The sequence below is a fragment of the Hydrogenophaga intermedia genome, assembly GCF_023715105.1.
Classification (GTDB): Bacteria; Pseudomonadota; Gammaproteobacteria; order Burkholderiales; family Burkholderiaceae_C; genus Hydrogenophaga; species Hydrogenophaga intermedia_A.
This window is the reverse complement of record NZ_JAMBNO010000007.1, coordinates 1-18361: the sequence shown is the minus strand read 5'-3', so window position 1 is coordinate 18361 and position 18361 is coordinate 1. Positions and strand designations below refer to the sequence as shown.

The following is an 18361-nucleotide window of genomic DNA, read 5'->3' as shown; positions in this document are numbered from 1 at the left end:
GACTCACTTCTTGCGCAGCGCGGGAGGACGCGCTGCAAGGACGAGTTTGCCCAGCACGCCCAGCACTTGACGTGCCGAACGCTGCGACCGATACTCCATGCCACGAGATCTTTCCAAATCTTGCTGGCCTCGGCCGGACAAAAAGCCTGAGCTGCAACTCGGGCTTTTTCGTTTCTGGACGTGTAGTTTTTTTGCTCGGTGAGGCTCCTGGTTGCTGTTGATATGACGGCGCGATGCCATCGACATTGCGCGCGTTGTCGATATCCCCGTCCACGTTGCCGAAACAAGTGTCCACGTCGCCGAAAGAAACGTTTGGGCCGTCAAAACGGCAAGCTCGACACTTGGATCGGCACGCCGAATGCGGGGATCGGCCATCGTACGAAAGTCGATCAGGCCAAACTACTGGGCTATCTGGACACTTGAAATGCCGCTGTACCTCGACGACGCAGTGCCGCCACCCATGCCCCGAGCTTTCCTGGACGTTCTGCTCGATGGATACACGTCCTTCGGCGATGAGGCCGTGAACCCAGCCATGGTCATCGGCCTGCTGCGCGAACGCTTGCTGCCGCTCTTGCCGGACGTGCACAAGTCACTATTTGATCTACGGGGGCAGACCAGTTGGGATAGCCTCTGGATCCTCTACGCGAACCTTGCTACCGCCAGTGGTGGCACTGACAAGCAGCTCGGGGCAAGCGCAGCTGTTGTGAGCATCTTCGTGCGGCACACCACTCGACCACCGCGCGAGGTTGAGTTTCCTGCTCACCTGGAATTGGCGTCATTCGCGCGGATGGCTGACGTGCTGGGCCTGCCCAAGGCACATCCACACGTGGGCGCACAAGAAGTCGCTACGCCGCTCTACGCATTCTGTCGGTACTGCTGGCTGCCGCAGCGCTCGCGCGGCGTGTGCGAGAACCATTCCACCAACTCCACGTCTCGGGGCAGGGAAGGTGCTCCACTTTGCGCCGTGGCCACCCACAAACAGGTACAGCGGTTGCGCCTCGCTTTTGAGAATGAACTGAGCCGTCTGGTGAGCGCCGAGGAATGGCAGTTTCACGAGTCCGAGTTCAGCTTGGCGGTCATGGTGCCGCCATCAGGACTTGGCAACTGGTTGAAGGAGCGCCGGCCTGCTCTGTCGCAACAGCTGGATGCTGCTGGTCGCAAGGGTGAAGTCCGAGTGCTGCCCGCTTTGCTACGGGTTCTGTATGGGGACAAAGGGGTAGATGTGGCGCAGGCCATTGGGGGATCAGTGCACCTGCTCACCCCTACCACGGCCAGAGCAGAGGCCTGGCTTTGCGCCTGGGAAGGCAGAGCGAGTTGGGGCGGCCAGCGACGAGGTGTAGGCAAGCCTGCGGCGCCTAGCAGGATCAAGGACACCACTCAGCACAACCATTGAGTAGCCAACAATCCATGGTCCGCTGGGTGTTCTCGAGGGAGGTAAAAGTACCTCACTGACTGCGGTGCCGAACACGGTGTCAACGATGTCGAACTTGATGTCCAAGAAGTCCGAAATACGCATATTGATCCCGGAACCCCACTGGTGTATGTGGATCCGTCACAGTTGCACCAAGTCATTCTCAATCTGTGCACGAACGCAGTCCACGCAATCAGTGATTTGGACCATGGACTGCTGCGAATTTCAGTCTCCACCTGCGCAGCCCTAGCGGGGAAAGCCACTGGACCTGGAGAGGTGTTGCTTGTCACCGACCCTGAAGACTGGTCCGAGGAGAACGTTTGTGTTTGTGTAGAAGACAACGGCTGTGGAATGGACAGCATCACACTGGCACGTCTTTTCGAGCCCTTTTTTACGACGAAGGCTGTGGGGGAAGGCACTGGCCTTGGCATGTCAGTCGTGCACGGAATCCTTCGCGATCATCAAGCAGCAATTCGTGTCACAAGTAAGTTAGGAGCGGGCTCTTCATTCAGCGTCATTCTTCGACCTTCCGAATCACAGTGCAGCGACGGTTTGGAGGCAGACGTTGTTGTGGAAGAAATGTGTGATGACGGACTCCTGACGCGTTTGAAACGAGAAACAACGATTCTTCACGTGGATGATGATGAGCTGATCGGATCAATGGTTGAACGCATGCTCACGAAGGCGGGTTTTCCCGCTCATCACTATCTGCATCCCAAGAAGGCCCTGGATGACGTTTGCTCTGGGGCAATAGGCTACGACCTTGCCATCCTTGACTACGCCATGCCTGAGTTGGATGGACTAAGCCTTGCCAAAGAGTTGCTTCGCCTACACCCTGGAAAACCAGTTGTCATCACGACAGGATTCATCTCAGACGATTTGAGAAAAAATGCGCCAACCATCGGCGTCTCGGAACTGATTCCGAAGCCGAACACAGGAGCGCAGCTTCTCAAAACGATTGAGCGGCTCGCTTTGCAACTGGCTCAGTCACGCGCCACAGGTGACTCTTCTCAGACTGTGCGAGTAGCCGAAAGCCCACCTCGTGCACCGTGTAGCGCAAATCGCGTTGCAAGGTTTGAAACAGCTGGCGGTGGCGTGGCAAAAGACCAATGCACCGGACGCCATCAAGCACGGTGATCGTTGGGGGTACAGGTGGTTGCCAACATGAACCGGGATAAGGTGGGATCACCTGTTTGTGCTCGGCATCCTCAGGGCGCGGAGCGCTGCGTACGCTTCGTGGTTGCGCTCACATCCTGGTCGGCGCACTGACGCCGAGAATCGCGAGGCCATTGCGCAGCACCTGCGCGGTAGCACCGACAAGCGCCAACCGTGCCTTCTTGACACTCTGGTCGTCGACAAGAATTCGTTCGGCGTCGTAGTAGCTGTGGTAACTAGCGGCCAGCTCGCGCAAGTAGAACGTGACGTCGTGCGGCGCGAAATCCTTCGCTGCCGCGTTCAGCATTTCTGGATATCTGGCGAGTAGCAGCATGAGCGCCTGCGCGGCCGGGCCTTCAAGTGCCAAAAGTTCAACATCGTGCAGCGATGCCACATCGCCACCCCAGCTCGCCAACACCGAGCAGATGCGCGCATGCGCGTACTGCACGTAATACACCGGGTTGTCATTGTTCTTCGTCACGGCAAGGTCGACGTCGAACGTGTATTCGGTGTCGGGCTTGCGGCTCAGCAGAAAGAAGCGCACCGCGTCGGTACTGGTCCATTCGATCAGGTCGCGCAGCGTGACGTAGCTGCCGGCACGCTTGCTTATCTTGACCTCTTCTCCACCCTTCATGACGCGCACCATCGTGTGCAGAACATAGTCGGGATAACTGGCCGGAATGCTTTCGTCCACGCCCTGCAGGCCGGCACGCACGCGTGCGATGGTACCGTGGTGGTCTGTACCCTGAATGTTGACGACCGTATGAAAGCCCCGCTCCCACTTGGCGATGTGGTACGCCACGTCGGGAACGAAGTAGGTGTACGTGCCGTCACCCTTCTTCATGACGCGGTCCTTATCGTCGCCGTAGTCGGTTGACTTCAGCCAGAGGGCGCCGTCCTGCTCGTACGTCTTGCCGGCGGCCACCAGCTTGACCACCGTCGATTCGACGCGTCCGCTAGAGTACAAGCTCGACTCGAGGTAGTAATTGTCGAAGCGCACGCGGAACGCCTGCAGATCGAGGTCTTGCTCCCGCCTCAGGTAGGCAACGGCGAATTCACGGATCGAATCGATGTCATCGACGTCGCCACTCGCGGTAAACACGCGGTCGTCCGACTTCACGGTCTTCTTTGCAACGAAGTCCTCGGCGATGTCGGCGATGTAGTCGCCGTTGTATGCCGCGGCCTTTTCGCCGCTCGGCCAGGCAGCGTCGCCCGGCTTCATACCCCTGGCGCGCATTTGCACGCTGCTGGCAAGCGTCTGGATCTGCACGCCCGCGTCGTTGTAATAGAACTCGCGGTACACCGCATCGCCCTGCGAGGCGCGCAGGTTGCAGATGGCATCACCCAGCGCTGCCTGGCGGCCGTGTCCCACGTGCAGCGGTCCGGTCGGGTTGGCCGAGACAAACTCCACCAGCACCTTTTCGCCGGTAGCCGGCTGCCGACCGTACGCATCACCAGCGGCGAGCACTTCGCGCACGACCTGCTGCTTGGCGACCGCCTTCAAGCGGATGTTCAGGAAACCAGGGCCAGCAACCTCGACTGCCTGCACCCACTGCCCGAAAGAGGGCGTGGCTAGTAGCGATGCACTCACTTCCTCGGCAAGTTCGCGAGGCTTGCGGCCAAGCGGCTTGGCGAGCTGCATGGCAGCCGTGCTGGCGAAATCGCCGTGCGCCGCCACCTTGGGCGACTCGAACGCGGCTTTGGCGCCAGCGCCGGGCGAGAGAGATTCGAGCGTTTTCGCGAGCGCCGCGAGCAGCTCTTGTTTAACCAATAACATCTGTGAATTTTACTGGGGGCACACCCTGAGTCCGCCTGGTCGGTCATCCGTCAGCCGACCTGGTCAAGGACGAAAACACCACAAGAGAGCTCTTTTCCCTGAGCGCGCTCGGCGCATCATCCTTTTCTTTGGCACCAATGCGCAGTAGATAGCACCTTCGCGATCTCCGTGTCACATGCAAACAGATTGGTCGACGCCCTTGGAGCGTCGGAAACGCTTGGACCCAAGCAGAAACTACCCCGGAGACTCTCTTCGCATCTAGGTCCGCACTTCAGGGAGCGCGACCTCTGAGAAGTGCCGTCTGATGAGATCCAGCTTAGGGTCAATATAGCGGCGGCAGAAAGGCCTGCTCGGGTTGGTTCGATAGTAGTTCTGGTAACGCTCGTCCGACGCCTTGAAATTTCTAAAGGGCAGAACGGCGGTATGCACCGCATCGCCAGACTCGTGGGCGAAGCCTGCTATCGCCAGCTCGGCCTCATGCCGTTGGCGATCTTCGAAGATGTAAATCGCACTGCGGTATTTGCTGCGAAGTGAACGGGCCCTGGTAGCAGAATGTGTTCTGAGATGAACCTCGGAAAGCGTTGCCAACTGAATTACGGAGGGATCGAAGGTGACGATCACTCCTTCTGCCCACGTATCTGCCGGCGCATCTGATTGCACAAAGCCCTGGTCGACCTTCTCGACACCGCGCAACGCTTGGAACACCCCTTCTGTGCACCAATGGCATCCGCCTCCAAAAGCGAGCTTCTCCACATTTACCTCCCACGCATAAGCGCAATTTCTGACGCAGGCTTGCCCAATTGAACGCCAGGAATGAAATGAGTGAACCGCACCGCAACTTGGTCCAAGACCTCAGTACCAAGGCAACGACTCGCGCTTTCAACAACCACGGTTTCGCCGTCGAGCCGTATAGCGAAGCTTTGAGCCTCCTCGACAGCATCAGGGGCGTCGATGTGCTCTATTCCCATGACGACGAGGGCCGCCACAGCGTTTCCGTGCAGGATGACTGCAGTGTTGGCCTTCGACAGCGGAGACTTCTTCAGCAGGGCACGCAGGCCTTCTGGCCCTCCAAGACTATTGAAGGTAGTCGCCCTCACCTCGACACGATCACAACATGCGGCATTCATAGCCACTTTGCCTTCTTGAAGCGCACGTACAGAAACAGGCAGATCGTCGCCATCAGCCCGAGCACAACGAGGTATCCATAGGTTGACTCCAGCCCCGGCATGTTCTTGAAGTTCATGCCGTAGATTCCAGCGATCGCCGCCGGGACTGCCAGTATTGCCGCCCAAGACGTAAATTGACGAGTGATGACACCCGTCCGTTGCGCCTCAAGCAGGCTGCTGAATTCAAAGACCGTCCTCAGGACCTGAAGGAGACCATTGACCATGGACTGCACACGATCTACGTGGTCAGCGACATCGTCGAAGTACGGTCTCACTTCAGCACTGATGCAGGGATAATGTCCACGGACAAGTTTTCTGACCAGTTCGGCCATAGCGCCGAGCGTGCGTTGGAAGCGCGTGAGTTCGCCCCTCAGACTGAATATCCGGGCGACCTCTTCTCGCCCAAGAAAGTCTCCCACCGATCTCCTCTCCATCTCCAGAACGTCATCCTCGATCATTTCAAAGATGGGCAAATACTGGTCCACGATTCGGTGCAAGATCGCGTGCAGCACGTAGTCGACACCCTTTCCCAGGAGCGTCGGCGAAGCCTCGAGCTGCCCGCGAAGGTTGCCTAGCGCTCCACCGTTGCCGTGCCGCGCGGTGATGAGGTGATTGTGACCCGTGAAGATCGCCGTCTTTCCATAGCTGATCCGGTCGCCGACCAGCTCGGCGGTTTGAGCGACGATGTACAGCTCATCGTTGTAGACCTCGAGCTTTGGCGGGCAAAGCGGGTGCATTGCGTTATCGACTGCCAACGGATGGAGGTGATACGCCGCTTGGAGCGTGTGAAGTTCGTCGGCGCTGGGCTCGCGAAGCGCAATCCAGCAGAAGCCCGAGCGCGCCTTATCCTGCTCGAAGCGCTCGTCGAGTGCGATTTCACGGATTCGCTTTCCTTCGTTGTAGTAGTAGGCGGCGATAACGCTCATGCTGGCCTCGCTGGAATGCGCAGACCACGCTGCACCGCTGGTCGAGCCAGCCCGCGTGCGAGCCATGCTTGGATGTTTGAGTAGTTGCTGATTCCAAGGATCTCGCCAGCGGCATACGATTCAACCAGCGCATTTACCCAGCCCAGCGTGGCAACGTCCGCAATCGAATATTCGTCGACGATCCAGTCGCGACCTTCAAGCTGGCGATCCAAGACTCCCAGAAGGCGCTTGGACTCTTCGGTAAAGCGCTTTTGAGGCCGCTTGTCTTCATAGTCCTTACCGCCAAATCGCACGAAAAACCCGAGCTGACCGAAAGTCGGGCCGATGGCCGACATTTGAAAGAACACCCAGGTCAGGGTTTCGTATCGTTTGGCGGGTTTGCTCGGAATGAGCTGGCCCGTCTTGTATGCCAGATAGAGAAGGATCGCACCGGATTCCCATACGGCAATAGGTTTACCGTCGGGTCCCGCTGGATCGATGATCGCTGGGATGCGGCCGTTCGGGTTCAACGATACGAACGCTGGATCCTTCGACTCATTGTTTGAGATGTCGATCAGGTGAGGCTCGTACGCCAAGCCGATTTCCTCCAGCATGATCGAAACCTTGACGCCGTTGGGAGTGGGTGCTGCATAAAGTTGCAGGCAATCGGGATGAGATGCGGGCCAGCGCCGCGTGATTGGAAAGGATGAAAGGCCTTGCATGGTTTTTATCCTTGGGGCTTCGACAGCGACAAACTGGTATGCAACCATCCCATCAAGGCCGGGGGGTCGGTGACTGCATCGCTAGACCACGCAGTCACGAAGACTGCTGCTAGCAGGGCCGTCGCGACGGCAACGGCAGTGAAGCCTTCTCCGCTGCAGTCTTGGCTGCGGGCTGCGCAGCGCCAATGATCTAGCGCTTCGGATGCCCCCAGCCTCCACGGGGGAGATGACAGGTATAGCCGTTCAGCAGCGTCGAATATGGCTCGCCCTTTCTTCGATCAAGCAAAGCCTTCAAGCACGACCTTACCTATGGTCGTTCCACTTTCGAGTTGCGCATGCGCCTTCTTGAGGTTTTCGGCATTAATTGGACCGAGGTTCTGCGTGGCAGTTGAGCGGATTCTTCCATCATCGACCGCGCTAGACATCGCATTGAGGATTCGCCCCTGCTCGTCCATATCCGGGGTCTGGAAAATGGACCGCGTAAACATGAGTTCGTGATGGATCGATACCGCCTTGCGCTTGAACTTCATGATGTCGAAGCCCGATGGATCGTCGATCAGGCATAGACGCCCCTGCGGTGCGATCAAGTCGGCGATGTCGTCGACATGCTTGGCGGTTTGCGTCGTTGAGAATACAAATGCGGGAGCGCCGATGCCTAGTGCCGCGACCTGGCCAGCGAGCGGCTTCGAGTGGTCGACCACATGGTGCGCACCAAGCGACGCGACGAAATCCCTGGTCTCAGGACGCGAAGCCGTCGCAATAACGGTGAGGCTAGTGAACTGGCGTGCGATCTGAACGGCGATTGATCCCACCCCGCCAGCACCGCCGATGATCAGGATGGCGGCAGCTGCGCCGGGAACCGGCTTCTTCACATCAAGGCGGTCAAAGAATGCCTCCCATGCGGTCAACGATGTCAGCGGGAGCGCCGCGGCGTCGGCCCAGCCGATCTTTGACGGCTTCTTCCCAACGATACGCTCATCGACGAGATGGAATTCAGCGTTTGCCCCCGAACGGTTGATGGCGCCTGCATACCAGACCTCCTCTCCCACCTTGAAACCTGTCACATCGGGGCCGACCGCCGCGACAATTCCAGCAACATCCCAGCCCAGCACCTTCCACTCAGCGCCTTCTGCTGGCGGCGTGCTGCCACGGACCTTGTAATCGACCGGATTGACCGAAATGGCCTTTACTTCGACGAGGATGTCGCGGTCCTTTGGTTGTGGCTTGGGCAACTCGATGTCGACGAAGGCATCCGCGGCCGAGATTGGCGATGGAGTCCGGTATCCGATGGCTTTCATGGGTGTTTCCTTTAGGGTTGTGTCGAGGTCACTTGGAAAAATTGCGAAGGGCTTCTTCGCCAGCTTCCTGGTCCTGCGCCCAGCTTCCCCCGGAAATGCCGATCCCGCCAATAATCGCACCGTCCTCCATGATTGGAAACCCGCCAGCGGCGGCCATGACGCGGGGAACGTGCCGTAGGTTCGAGGCGCCGCGGTCTTCCAAAAGGTCGACCCATTGGGCTGTCGACAGGCCGAAAGATGCCGCGGTGTAGGCCTTGTCGATGGCAATGTTGACGGCAAGATAGGAACTGCGATCGCTGCGTTCAAACGCCTTCAGATTGCCGGCCACATCCACGATCGCGACGACCGGTTCGAATCCGATGCGCTGAGCGGCGGCGATGGTCTTGGCGATGAGGCGGGCGGCGGCCTCTCGAGTGACGGAGCGGGAGGTGAAGCTGTTATCGGACATGAGGATCCTTTTCAATGGTTGAGATTCTGACGGGCCTTGGCGCATCCGGCGGCCGAAACATCATCAGTGGACGGTGCAGCGGCAACGGCATTGACGCCTGTTCCGATGCAGTCCCGGTTGCGACCTACTTTTCGTCAGCTTTTCTGCGCTTTGGAAGGATCCAGTCGGGACGTGGGAAGTGGCATGTATAGCCGCCCGGGAGCTTCTCCAGATAGTCCTGGTGCTCCGGCTCGGCCTGCCAGAAATCACCGGCCGGCTCGACCTCGGTGACCACTTTTCCACCCCACAGTCCGGACGCATCCACATCGGCGATCGTCTCATCAGCAACGTGCTTCTGCTCCACGCCGAGGTAGTAGATGGCAGACCGGTAGGAGAGCCCACGGTCATTGCCCTGACGGTTCTTCGTCGTCGGGTCGTGAATCTGGAAGAAGAACTCCAGAATTTTCCGGTAACTCGTCAACTCGGGGTCAAAGATGATCTCGATCCCTTCGGCATGCGTGCCGTGATTGCGATACGTGGCGTTTGGAACATCGCCGCCGGTGTAACCCACGCGAGTCGAGATGATGCCGGGCTGCTTGCGGATGAGATCCTGCATTCCCCAGAAACAACCGCCGGCCAGGATGGCTTTTTCGTGATTCATCAAACGTTCTCCACTTGGTCGAGATAGGCACCATAACCCTCGGCAACCATCTCTTCGCGGTGGATGAAGCGCAAGGACGCCGAGTTGATGCAATAGCGCAAGCCCCCTCGGTCCGAGGGTCCGTCGGGAAACACGTGGCCCAAATGGCTGTCGCCATGGGTCGAACGCACTTCGGTTCGCACCATGCCGTGCTCGGTGTCGCGCAATTCGTTCACGTTCGCCGGAACGATCGGCTTGGTGAAGCTTGGCCAGCCAGTACCCGAATCGAACTTGTCCGCCGAAGCGAACAGCGGCTCTCCCGACACTACGTCGACATAGATGCCAGGCTCCTTGTTGTCGTTGTACTCTCCCGTGAAGGGCCTTTCGGTGCCGGACTTCTGAGTAACCCGACGTTGCTCGGGGGTCAGGCGGTCAAGTGCTGCCTGTGTCTTTTCAAACTTCATGAAGTTCTCCTGTGCTTACTTAAAGGGCTGGGCAGCTGCGCCCAGCGGGTTCTGCTGGCCATCTGAGGTGTCCTCCCCAATGGCCAAACACGGTCAGTGCTCATCTGACAATAGGCGTAGACTGTCAATACGGCTCGAAAACAGGCGGTTGAGGGGACCACCGAGGACTACCGCTGTAGAACTTGCCCCATCGCACTAACCGAGAACTCTCGGCCTAGGGAACTCTGAACAAGTCCACCGTTCATGCTGCCACTTGTGTTGCTTGATGCAATGGAGCCTGCGGGATGAGCCAGATCAGTTTTAAGGGCGCAGAACAAAGGTGCACTCCCAGTGACTCCGGACCATTGTTTCTTGGGTACCCTCAAGGGTCAACAGGCCAATGTGTTTCATCGTCCGGCAAAAGAGGCCAGGAAACCTGAAGTCATCTGCCAGTGTGAGGCAGGCCTGGTCAGTGCGTAGCAGCCCGTCGCGGGAGCGCTGACGTTTGCGTACTATCGGGATTTCGAGGCGCCGCTTCGACCTGAATTCACGTGGAGTCAGCACCTTGAACGAACGACCGCTACTACGCATTTCGCCAGGCGATCTCGAGGGTGTGCTTGGTACTCTCGATGTCAGTTTCGTTGCCCTTTCGGAATGCTTAGTGAGCATGGGATACAGCCTGGAACTGGGCGGCATGAACGCGCCCGGCATCCACTACAACATCGTTGGTACTGGCCGGGCCTTGATTGGCAATCGCGACCCCATACCGTTGATGCCCCACACATTGATCGTTGTGCCGCCAAATTCGCCTTTTCGAATTGAGGTGGAGGGCAGCACAGGATTCACAGGCCTGCGTTCCGTCAAGAAGCAGCCCCAGATGATCTCGTCAAGCACGATACGCAGATTCTCGGCGGGAGATGGAGATCCTTCTTTGATACTGGTGTGCGGATACTTTCATGCCACCTACGGCGCCTGCGCCGAACTCTTTGGTAGCTTGACAGAGCCGATCTTCGAACAGTTCGACATCGACGATCACGTTGACACGAAACTGCAGACAGCGCTCAGCGAGCTCGTCGCACAGGAGGTTGGCAGCGGGGCAATGAGTGCGGCCTTACTAAAGCAAGTCATCGTGTTGCTTTTGCGTCGGTCGCTCGTCTCCATGAACGCCTGGGTGGAACGCTTTTCGATGCTCAGCGATCCGTTAGTAGCAAGAGCCTTTGCCGCAATGGCCATGCGTCCTAGCGACGATCATTCACTTCAAAGCCTCGCCCACACGGCCTGCCTCAGCCGCTCTGCTTTCGCCGCTCGATTTACCGCGGCTATAGGAAAGTCTCCGATGCAGGTGCTTCGGGAGCTCCGACTGCGGCAAGCGATGTTCCAGCTAAAAGCCAGTGGCCTCGCCGTCGAGCTCGTTGCCCGCAACGCCGGATATGCCAGTCGGAGCAGTTTCACAAAAGCATTCCGAAGGACCTACGGAATAGAGCCGTCCGCAGTCCGTCGCAGCGTTCCAGCTGAGGCCTAGCCGACTCAGGACGTAGCGTCCTGTGCTTCCGCCTGATCACAGGCCTGCTCCATGTCGCGCATGTGCTCACAAAGAGAAACTGCCTCGTCCGCCAAGCTCCCCGAGAAAACTAAAGTCGGCAAGGCTTCCGACCCGCGCTCAATCGTCTTGTACACAGGGCAGTTTGAGACGATTTCAAGAAGTTTCTGTTGCTGCTCGTCGCTCAAGCTTCCCTGAAGCTGTATTTCCAGACTGAAGGTGTCCGCCGCGTTCAACCCATTTCGGAGATGCGTCACCTTCACCCGAATCCGCTCCAGTGGCCACTTCTTGCGCGACGCATATAGACGCATCGTCATCACTGAGCAAGTCCCAAGGGCCGCACTCAACAAGTCGTATGGGTTGGGACCGGACCCGAGCCCCCCTATGCCTATCGGTTCATCCACGATAAACGTAGAGGAGCCAGCCCGCACCTTCAGCTGAAACGGGCCATTCTTGGTCTCGTCGATGACGATGGTTTCCCCAACCGCATCGACTCGCTGATTTATAGCCATATGAAATACCCCTCCAGGCGCCTAGAGCCTCCACTGGGTAACGACTACCAGAGACTGCCGGGCACGGATACCAGATGGGCGGGCCTTTTCTTGCCCACCTTCTACGTCGTGGGCGACACACCGTGTGGTGCACTCGGGCCAGCAATTAGAAATATACCGCCACCAAGACGTCTCCGAGTCCGGAAGAAGCGTCCAGCGCGCAGCGCCCGGCGGCCCCTCGTGTGCCGCGCCCCAGTCGGACGCCCCTGCTCCATCGATCAGCGAGTTTTCTCAGCGACCGAAACGAAGAATATGCGGCCGTCCCGCTTCACAACTATGACTGCTCGTTGGGCTCGCGAACTGACTTCCGTAAAACTGTTCGCAGCGTGGAGATTGACGTGGAAAAACGGGAAATGCCAGTCTGCGCTATGCGTAACACGACAAGAAGTGAGTCTCTAGAACAGCGGGGAGCCCAGTTCTCTTCATTAACAACTTGAAGTCCGAAAGAAGTGGTCACTTGTCGTGGAGTCCACGCTCTGGCTCGGATGGTCGATGCTCCCGGCCAACATCCATGCAGAATCAACTCCCCTGCTCCCTGCTCCCTGCTCCCTGCTCCCTGCTCCCTGCTCCTGCTCCCGCTCAGGTAAGCGCGAAGGGAAGGCCGACGGCCTGGAGAAATCCGTGTCCCGAGTTCGTTCGATGCTGCTAGAGGAACGTCAGATGAAGAAGCTCTTGTTTGTCGTCGACCCGCTGGACGAGTTCAAGGTCCAAAAGGACACCACTTTCTCAATAATGCGTGAGGCGCAGTTGCGGGGTCACCATATAGCAGCATGCCTGCCGCGAGACATTCAGTGGAAGTCAGGCAGTTTTGTCGCAGCCACAGTACAGCAAATTAGCCTGACCGGATCCTACCCAGGCTGGTACCGCGTCCACGACACAAAGCAAATGCACTTGAAAGACTTTGACGCTGTCCTCATGCGCAAGGATCCACCATTCAACGCGGAGTACATCTACGCCACCCACTTGCTGGAACAAGTTGAACGGGAGGGTGGCAACGTAGTGAACAGACCGCGGTCACTTCGCGACCACCCCGAGAAACTCGCAATCATGGAGTTCTCTCACCTCGCACCGCCGACGCTGGTTACGCGCAATGCCGAGTCCGTGCGAGACTTCCACGCGGAGCATGGCGATATCATTCTTAAGCCGCTTGATGGAATGGGTGGCAAAGGCATTTTCCGTGTCGGACAGGGCGCGCTGAATCTCGGAGTCATCATCGAAACGTTAAACAAGGGTGGCGCCGAAACCATCATGGTCCAGCGCTTTGTGCCGCAGATCGCAGACGGCGACAAGCGCATCCTCATAATCAACGGCGAGCCCGTGCCTTTTGTCCTGGCACGTATTCCGCAGGGTACCGAAGTGCGTGGAAACTTGGCGGTTGGGGGCAAAGGGGTGGCGCAGCCTTTGACTCCGCGCAACCGTGAGATAGCAGAACTTATCGGCCGAGCACTTGCACCACGCGGACTCTTACTCATTGGGCTTGATGTGATTGGTGATTCTGTTACTGAGATCAATGTCACCAGTCCTACTGGCTTTCAAGAAATCACTGACCAAACCGGCTTCAACGTTCCGGCGCTTTTTGTCGACGCGTTGGAACGGACTACACGCACAACGTAGGTCGAACCCCCGCGGCGCCCGCTGTGGTTCCCGGCGCACAGCAATTGGCCTTTAACTTTGGGAGTGAAATATGCTCGAAAAGCTGCACGTAGTTTGTCCAAACTGCCAGATCACAAACCGGATAGCGAGCGAACACCTCACGAGCGAGCCAAACTGCGGTAGCTGTCATCAACCTCTATTCAACGCGAGCTCATTCAACTTGGACGAGGCCTCCTTCGACAAGCATGTCTCGCGAAACGAGACTCCGGTTCTGGTGGACTTCTGGGCGCCCTGGTGCGGGCCGTGCCGCCAGATGGCACCCGCGTTCGAACATGCTGCGGCGCAACTCGAACCCGATTTCCGGTTGGCAAAGGTCGATACGCAAGCTGTCCCCTCCCTGGCAGAGCGCTTCAACATTCGAAGCATCCCGACACTGGCTCTATTTCAAGGAGGACGTGAGGTTGCCAGACAAACAGGTGCCATGAGTGCACCGGACATCGTCAGATGGGTCCAGGCCCAAGCCCTAGCACGGAACCTGGGATAGATATTGCATAGCCACCGTTGCGTCTTGCTCTTCGAGCCAGGATTTGTTCAGCGGCCATGGTCTTTGGGCCGTCAACGGACGACCTCACTCTGACAAGTACTCCTGTCCCACCAGTTCATTCTGGGCGAAGTTCATCGTGTCTGGCAGTTGGTGAACGCATGTCCATAGGAAAGCATAGCTATGTGCAATGCGTTTACCGCTTCATCATCCGGCTACTGCCCTTCCTCGTGCTGAATTTTCTCAGTGCCCTCGGCGCCACCGACTTATGAGACATCGATAAACAGATGTCGACCCCTTGGGGAGTAGTGCGAAGCGATGCGCGGGTCGCCCTTCACACTCCCCAGACGATATCGACCCTGGCTTTTTCGCAGCGCTGCAGCATCTCGATTAGGGGGATGCTGCGCACGCGCAGGCTCACCGTGTCGGAGGAAGGCGATGCATCGTCTGCGTCTTCGTCTTCCTTGGGCTTCTGGCGCGCCTCGTCGGCCGCCACGGCAGCGAGGATGGCCTTCACGGCCCCACTCATCTCGGCGGGCTGGATGATGCCCGGACCCGACGGGTCCTTGCCCATGATCTCCAGCAAAATCTTGCCGTGCTGCTTGAGCATCACGAGGTCGCCCGTTTCACGGGACTTGAATCGATACGTAGACATAAGATGCCTCCTGTGGTGAGGTGCCAGACCATTCTTGCGCCGATGCGCCCCCGAGACCAGGCGGCCTCGCGAACAAGATGGTCTGGACGGGGCCCGTTGCCTTATGTCGGCTACGGGTTTTGTGCTTCGTGTGCATCACTTCCTTGTCTAGCTGTACCGGAAATGACATGGCGCCTCAGGCTGTCTTCGTCATGTACCCCATCCAGGGCCAATAGGTCAACGCGAAGACAACCAGAAGCGCCATGGCTACCAATGTGATGACGAAGCCGGTGCGAACGAAATCTCGTGCGTCGAATGTGCCTGTGCCGTAGGCAATCATGTTCTGCGGCGCGTTCACCGGAAGGATGAATCCAAAGCTCACGACGAACTGCAAAAGCATCGTCATTCCGATGACGTTGATGTCTGGCGTCTGAACGGCCAGCAGAACGCTCATGATGATGGGAATCATCGTCGAGGCGAGAGCTGTGGCGCTCGCAAAGCCGAGGTGGATGACGATCAAAAACAGCGACAGCAGCATCAGGACAACGAAGGCGCTGGCGTGTTGAAGACCAAGGTTCTGCACAATCAGGTTTGCGAGCCAGCCGGCCGCATTGGTCCTCAGCAAGGCCGTTCCCACACTGATGCCGACCGCGAACAGCACGACCGTTCCCCAAGGAAAGCCGTGCTGCGACTCTTTCCAATCCATCACGCCCAGGCGAGGCAGCAGCATCAAGGCGATCGCGGCGATAGTTGTCGACGACGTGTCGAAGTCGTGCAGCACTTTCTCGGTCGCCCAAAAGCCCAGCAGTACCAACACGATTGCCAGGAGCTTCCACTCTCTCGTAGTTGTCTTCCCGATCGCATCCAGCTGCTTTCGAATAGTCGCCCGCCCGCCCTCGATCTCCTTCATTTCCGGTTTCATCATGCGGGTCATGATGAAGTAGACCGCGACGCTCATCAGGGCTGAGAACGGCGCCCCGGCAATGAACCACTCCATCCACGTGATCGTGGCCTGGAACTGCTTTTCGATGAAGCCGATAGCCACCAAGTTCTGCGCCGCCGCGGTCTTGATGCCGATGTTCCAGACGCTGGCAGTCTGTGCCGCTGCGATCACCAGCAGGCCCGCGAAGCGACTGCGCTTGTCCACCTTGAAGGCAAGAATGAATCCCATCATGATGGGCACCAGGCAAGCCACCCTTGCCGTTGTGCTGGGCACGATGAACGACAGCAGGAAGCCCACGACCATGGCGCCAATAACGATGTGGTTGGTGCGCGCATCTACTTTTGAAAGCACGAGCAGCGCGATGCGCCGGTCAAGCCCCGTGGCCGTCATAGCGGCGGCGATAAAACAAGCTGCCGCGACCAATGCGACAGCACTGTTTGAAAAGCCCGACAGTGCCAGGCTCAGCGCCGCACCGGTCCCAATGTCACCGCTCGCTGGCTTTGCGACATCGGGGGTCGCAGCCAGAAGGAAGATCATCAGTGCGCCGACTACTACAGCACTCACGGCATAGTCGAGAGCCTCGGTCATCCAGACGATCACGGCGAAGGCAAGTACAGCCAGCATCACCTGGCCAGCCAGCGGCAGCCCCGGCGCAGCCGGCATCCACAGCACGGCCAACAACGCAGCAACCGCAAGGACGAGGCCCGCAGTCTTGATGAAGTGCCGATTCGATGAGGGCGGCACGGAAGGCACCTGTGTCGCGAGAGGAGCGGCCTTCAATAGCTGATTCATGAGATTCTTTCCTTGGCTGCTCTGGTGATGAGCGATTACCCCAGAAGATCGGCGCCCCCCGGCACCATGGCGACGTTCAGCGCAATTCAAGTTGCCTACGCAGACGTGCCACTTCTTCAATCAAGTCCGCCGTGAGGGCCGCCAGCTGTGGATCCGCATCAAAGCAGGTCTCCAAGTGCGCAACCCGACGTGCGCGCACCAGTGTGAAACAGTCGAAGCGCCATCCTTCAGACCCCACGTGGACATGCAGCACGCCTGCCTCAACGCGTCTCTCAAGCCAAAGCACGTCTACGCCGCAGGCCCGCGCCGCCTCCTCAACTGAGAACACCGCGCCTATCAGCACTTCTGCATCGAGTATGGGTTTCATGTTCACGCTCCTGCGACTGTCCGCGCGTCAAATCCGGGAAATGCGTGCGCCAAGGCCGAGTACGCGTCGCGCTGTCCGTCGGTGGCAGCGGCCGGCAAGACGACTTCCAGCACCAGGTAAAGGTCACCGGGTTCGGATGCGGGGATTCCACGACCCCTCAGCCGCAGCTTTTTGCCAGGCGTCCAGCCGCCAGGGACTGTTACCTCCACAGCGTCGTCCGCTGGCAGTCGCACCATCACTGACGCTCCAAGCGCGGCTTCCCAAGGAGACAGCGATAGGCGACCGTGTACGTCCTTACCGTCGGCACGCCACTTGGTATTTGCGCGGATCACCACTTCCAGGAGTAGGTCGCCGGGTGGGCCGCCGTTGACGCCTGGACTACCCTGCCCAGCCAACCGGATGTGCTGACCCTCCCGTACTCCCTTCGGTATCCGAACTTCCAGTTGGCGTTTCTCGCGCCTGGGTTGGCCTTGATCGTCAATACGCACTGCGTCTAGCTCCAGCATGCGCACCGCGCCAAGATAGGTATCCAGTAGTTCGAGTTCGATGCGTGTGTGTCGAGCCTCACCCGGAATTGGTCCTTCAGGGTGACGCGCCCCGCCCCGGCGCGTGCGGTTGGCCCGCCCGAACAACTCCTCAAAGAAGTCGCTGTGCTGCGCGTTTCCGCCAACAGATGTGAAGTCGAAGCCTTGTTGCCAGCCTGGTGGAGGCCGGAACTCGCGAGCGCTTTGTGGCTGCGCTAACAGCTGATCGTATTCGGCGCGCTTTTCAGGATCTGACAGAACTCCATTGGCCTCGTTCACCTCCGCCATCCGTGCAGACGCGTCCGGTACCTTGCTGACGTCGGGGTGGAACTTGCGCGCGAGCTTGCGAAACGCTTTTTTTATCTCCTCTGGCGTGGCCGTCTTCTCCACGCCGAGCGTCTTGTAGTAGTCCTTGAACTCCATGCTTGGCTACCCGGTCACCGTCGGAACTCAGCGGGAATCGGATCCACGCTCAGCTTCAAACTGGTGTCGCGCTCCACCGCCCCGACTCGCCCCGCACTGAGCGCACGCTCAATTGCCAACGCTGGTGGGCGCGTGCCGAATAAACCTTGGCTGCTACGTCTATACCGACATAGCTTCACCCTCAGCAAAAGGCTTTCCAATCGAAGTCTCATTGAATACCTGCCCCCGAGATGCCAGCGGCATGCGACGAAGGACGCGTTGCAACTTGACTGCTCCGACGGGCGCCAACATTGCCGCCGACTCTACTCTCGCCCGTTAACAGAATTCGCATATGGAGTCCCCATTCAACTTGCCGCCGACACGATGGCCCTCGGAGGGCGCTTAGGGAAGGTCTGCAAAACCTCCCTCCCGTTGAACTGGCAAACGGCGTGAAGTGAGGAGAAGATAGGGGCATGAACCAAATCACGCTGGGGCTGGACCCCCTCCACAAGAAGACGCGCAAGGAAGTG

20 protein-coding genes are annotated in these 18361 nt (G+C 58.5%); 5 read left to right on the top strand and 15 right to left on the bottom strand.

What is annotated here, in order from left to right:
* Window positions 1-3 precede the first annotated feature (3 nt).
* On the bottom strand, window positions 4-375 hold the full coding sequence (locus tag M3149_RS07845; RefSeq protein ID WP_155885301.1) for a hypothetical protein: 372 nt from the start codon (window positions 373-375) through the stop codon (window positions 4-6).
* 49 nt (window positions 376-424) lie between these two features.
* Between M3149_RS07845 and M3149_RS07840 the strand changes: the two genes are divergently transcribed.
* Window positions 425-1393 (top strand): hypothetical protein, encoded by a 969-nt coding sequence (locus M3149_RS07840; RefSeq protein ID WP_026437515.1) that lies wholly within the window; start codon window positions 425-427, stop codon window positions 1391-1393.
* A gap of 144 nt (window positions 1394-1537) precedes the next feature.
* Entirely contained in the window at window positions 1538-2548 is a 1011-nt protein-coding gene (locus M3149_RS07835) for an ATP-binding protein (RefSeq protein ID WP_353056806.1), read from the top strand.
* Between the two features lie 109 nt (window positions 2549-2657).
* Here M3149_RS07835 and argS read toward each other — a convergent pair whose 3' ends face one another.
* The 9 genes from argS to msrB form a co-directional block, all read right to left on the bottom strand.
* Window positions 2658-4343, bottom strand: coding sequence for an arginine--tRNA ligase (gene argS, locus M3149_RS07830; protein ID WP_026437753.1), 1686 nt, complete (start codon window positions 4341-4343; stop codon window positions 2658-2660).
* 258 nt (window positions 4344-4601) lie between these two features.
* Window positions 4602-5096 (bottom strand): peptide-methionine (S)-S-oxide reductase, encoded by a 495-nt coding sequence (locus M3149_RS07825; RefSeq protein WP_026437752.1) that lies wholly within the window; start codon window positions 5094-5096, stop codon window positions 4602-4604.
* Window positions 5097-5098: 2 nt separating this feature from the next.
* The gene (locus tag M3149_RS07820; RefSeq protein ID WP_026437751.1) at window positions 5099-5470 is read right to left on the bottom strand and encodes a hypothetical protein; all 372 of its coding nucleotides are present in this window, start codon (window positions 5468-5470) and stop codon (window positions 5099-5101) included.
* Window positions 5467-6435, bottom strand: a complete 969-nt coding sequence (locus tag M3149_RS07815; protein ID WP_026437750.1) for a magnesium and cobalt transport protein CorA — start codon at window positions 6433-6435, stop codon at window positions 5467-5469. The genes M3149_RS07820 and M3149_RS07815 overlap by 4 nt, the downstream gene beginning before the upstream one ends.
* Window positions 6432-7136 (bottom strand): glutathione S-transferase N-terminal domain-containing protein, encoded by a 705-nt coding sequence (locus M3149_RS07810; RefSeq protein WP_026437749.1) that lies wholly within the window; start codon window positions 7134-7136, stop codon window positions 6432-6434. The genes M3149_RS07815 and M3149_RS07810 overlap by 4 nt, the downstream gene beginning before the upstream one ends.
* 278 nt (window positions 7137-7414) lie before the next feature.
* Complete coding sequence (locus M3149_RS07805) at window positions 7415-8434, bottom strand: zinc-binding alcohol dehydrogenase family protein (RefSeq protein ID WP_026437748.1); 1020 nt, start codon at window positions 8432-8434, stop codon at window positions 7415-7417.
* Between the two features lie 28 nt (window positions 8435-8462).
* Complete coding sequence (locus tag M3149_RS07800) at window positions 8463-8882, bottom strand: GlcG/HbpS family heme-binding protein (protein WP_026437747.1); 420 nt, start codon at window positions 8880-8882, stop codon at window positions 8463-8465.
* A 124-nt stretch (window positions 8883-9006) separates the two neighbouring features.
* Window positions 9007-9522, bottom strand: a complete 516-nt coding sequence (msrA, locus tag M3149_RS07795; protein WP_026437746.1) for a peptide-methionine (S)-S-oxide reductase MsrA — start codon at window positions 9520-9522, stop codon at window positions 9007-9009.
* On the bottom strand, window positions 9522-9965 hold the full coding sequence (msrB, locus tag M3149_RS07790; protein WP_026437745.1) for a peptide-methionine (R)-S-oxide reductase MsrB: 444 nt from the start codon (window positions 9963-9965) through the stop codon (window positions 9522-9524). Before msrB ends, msrA begins: the two co-directional genes overlap by 1 nt.
* Window positions 9966-10509: 544 nt before the next feature.
* Here msrB and M3149_RS07785 point away from each other — a divergent pair.
* A complete protein-coding gene (locus M3149_RS07785) occupies window positions 10510-11466 on the top strand; it encodes an AraC family transcriptional regulator (protein WP_026437744.1) in 957 nt (318 codons plus the stop codon).
* A gap of 5 nt (window positions 11467-11471) precedes the next feature.
* On the opposite strand, the gene M3149_RS07780 is transcribed toward M3149_RS07785, so the two are convergent.
* Window positions 11472-11996 (bottom strand): OsmC family protein, encoded by a 525-nt coding sequence (locus M3149_RS07780; RefSeq protein WP_051249077.1) that lies wholly within the window; start codon window positions 11994-11996, stop codon window positions 11472-11474.
* A gap of 699 nt (window positions 11997-12695) precedes the next feature.
* On the opposite strand from M3149_RS07780, the gene gshB reads away from it, so the two are divergent.
* Entirely contained in the window at window positions 12696-13649 is a 954-nt protein-coding gene (gene gshB, locus M3149_RS07775) for a glutathione synthase (RefSeq protein ID WP_026437743.1), read from the top strand.
* 70 nt (window positions 13650-13719) lie between these two features.
* Complete coding sequence (trxC, locus tag M3149_RS07770) at window positions 13720-14172, top strand: thioredoxin TrxC (RefSeq protein ID WP_034713375.1); 453 nt, start codon at window positions 13720-13722, stop codon at window positions 14170-14172.
* A 331-nt stretch (window positions 14173-14503) separates the two neighbouring features.
* On the opposite strand, the gene M3149_RS07765 is transcribed toward trxC, so the two are convergent.
* From M3149_RS07765 to M3149_RS07750, 4 genes are all read right to left on the bottom strand, one after another.
* Window positions 14504-14824 (bottom strand): DUF1840 domain-containing protein, encoded by a 321-nt coding sequence (locus tag M3149_RS07765; RefSeq protein WP_026437742.1) that lies wholly within the window; start codon window positions 14822-14824, stop codon window positions 14504-14506.
* 175 nt (window positions 14825-14999) lie between these two features.
* Window positions 15000-16538 (bottom strand): DASS family sodium-coupled anion symporter, encoded by a 1539-nt coding sequence (locus M3149_RS07760; RefSeq protein WP_034713374.1) that lies wholly within the window; start codon window positions 16536-16538, stop codon window positions 15000-15002.
* 76 nt (window positions 16539-16614) lie between these two features.
* On the bottom strand, window positions 16615-16905 hold the full coding sequence (locus M3149_RS07755) for a hypothetical protein (protein WP_034713372.1): 291 nt from the start codon (window positions 16903-16905) through the stop codon (window positions 16615-16617).
* Between the two features lie 2 nt (window positions 16906-16907).
* Complete coding sequence (locus tag M3149_RS07750; RefSeq protein ID WP_026437739.1) at window positions 16908-17852, bottom strand: DnaJ C-terminal domain-containing protein; 945 nt, start codon at window positions 17850-17852, stop codon at window positions 16908-16910.
* Between the last annotated feature and the right edge of the window lie 509 nt (window positions 17853-18361).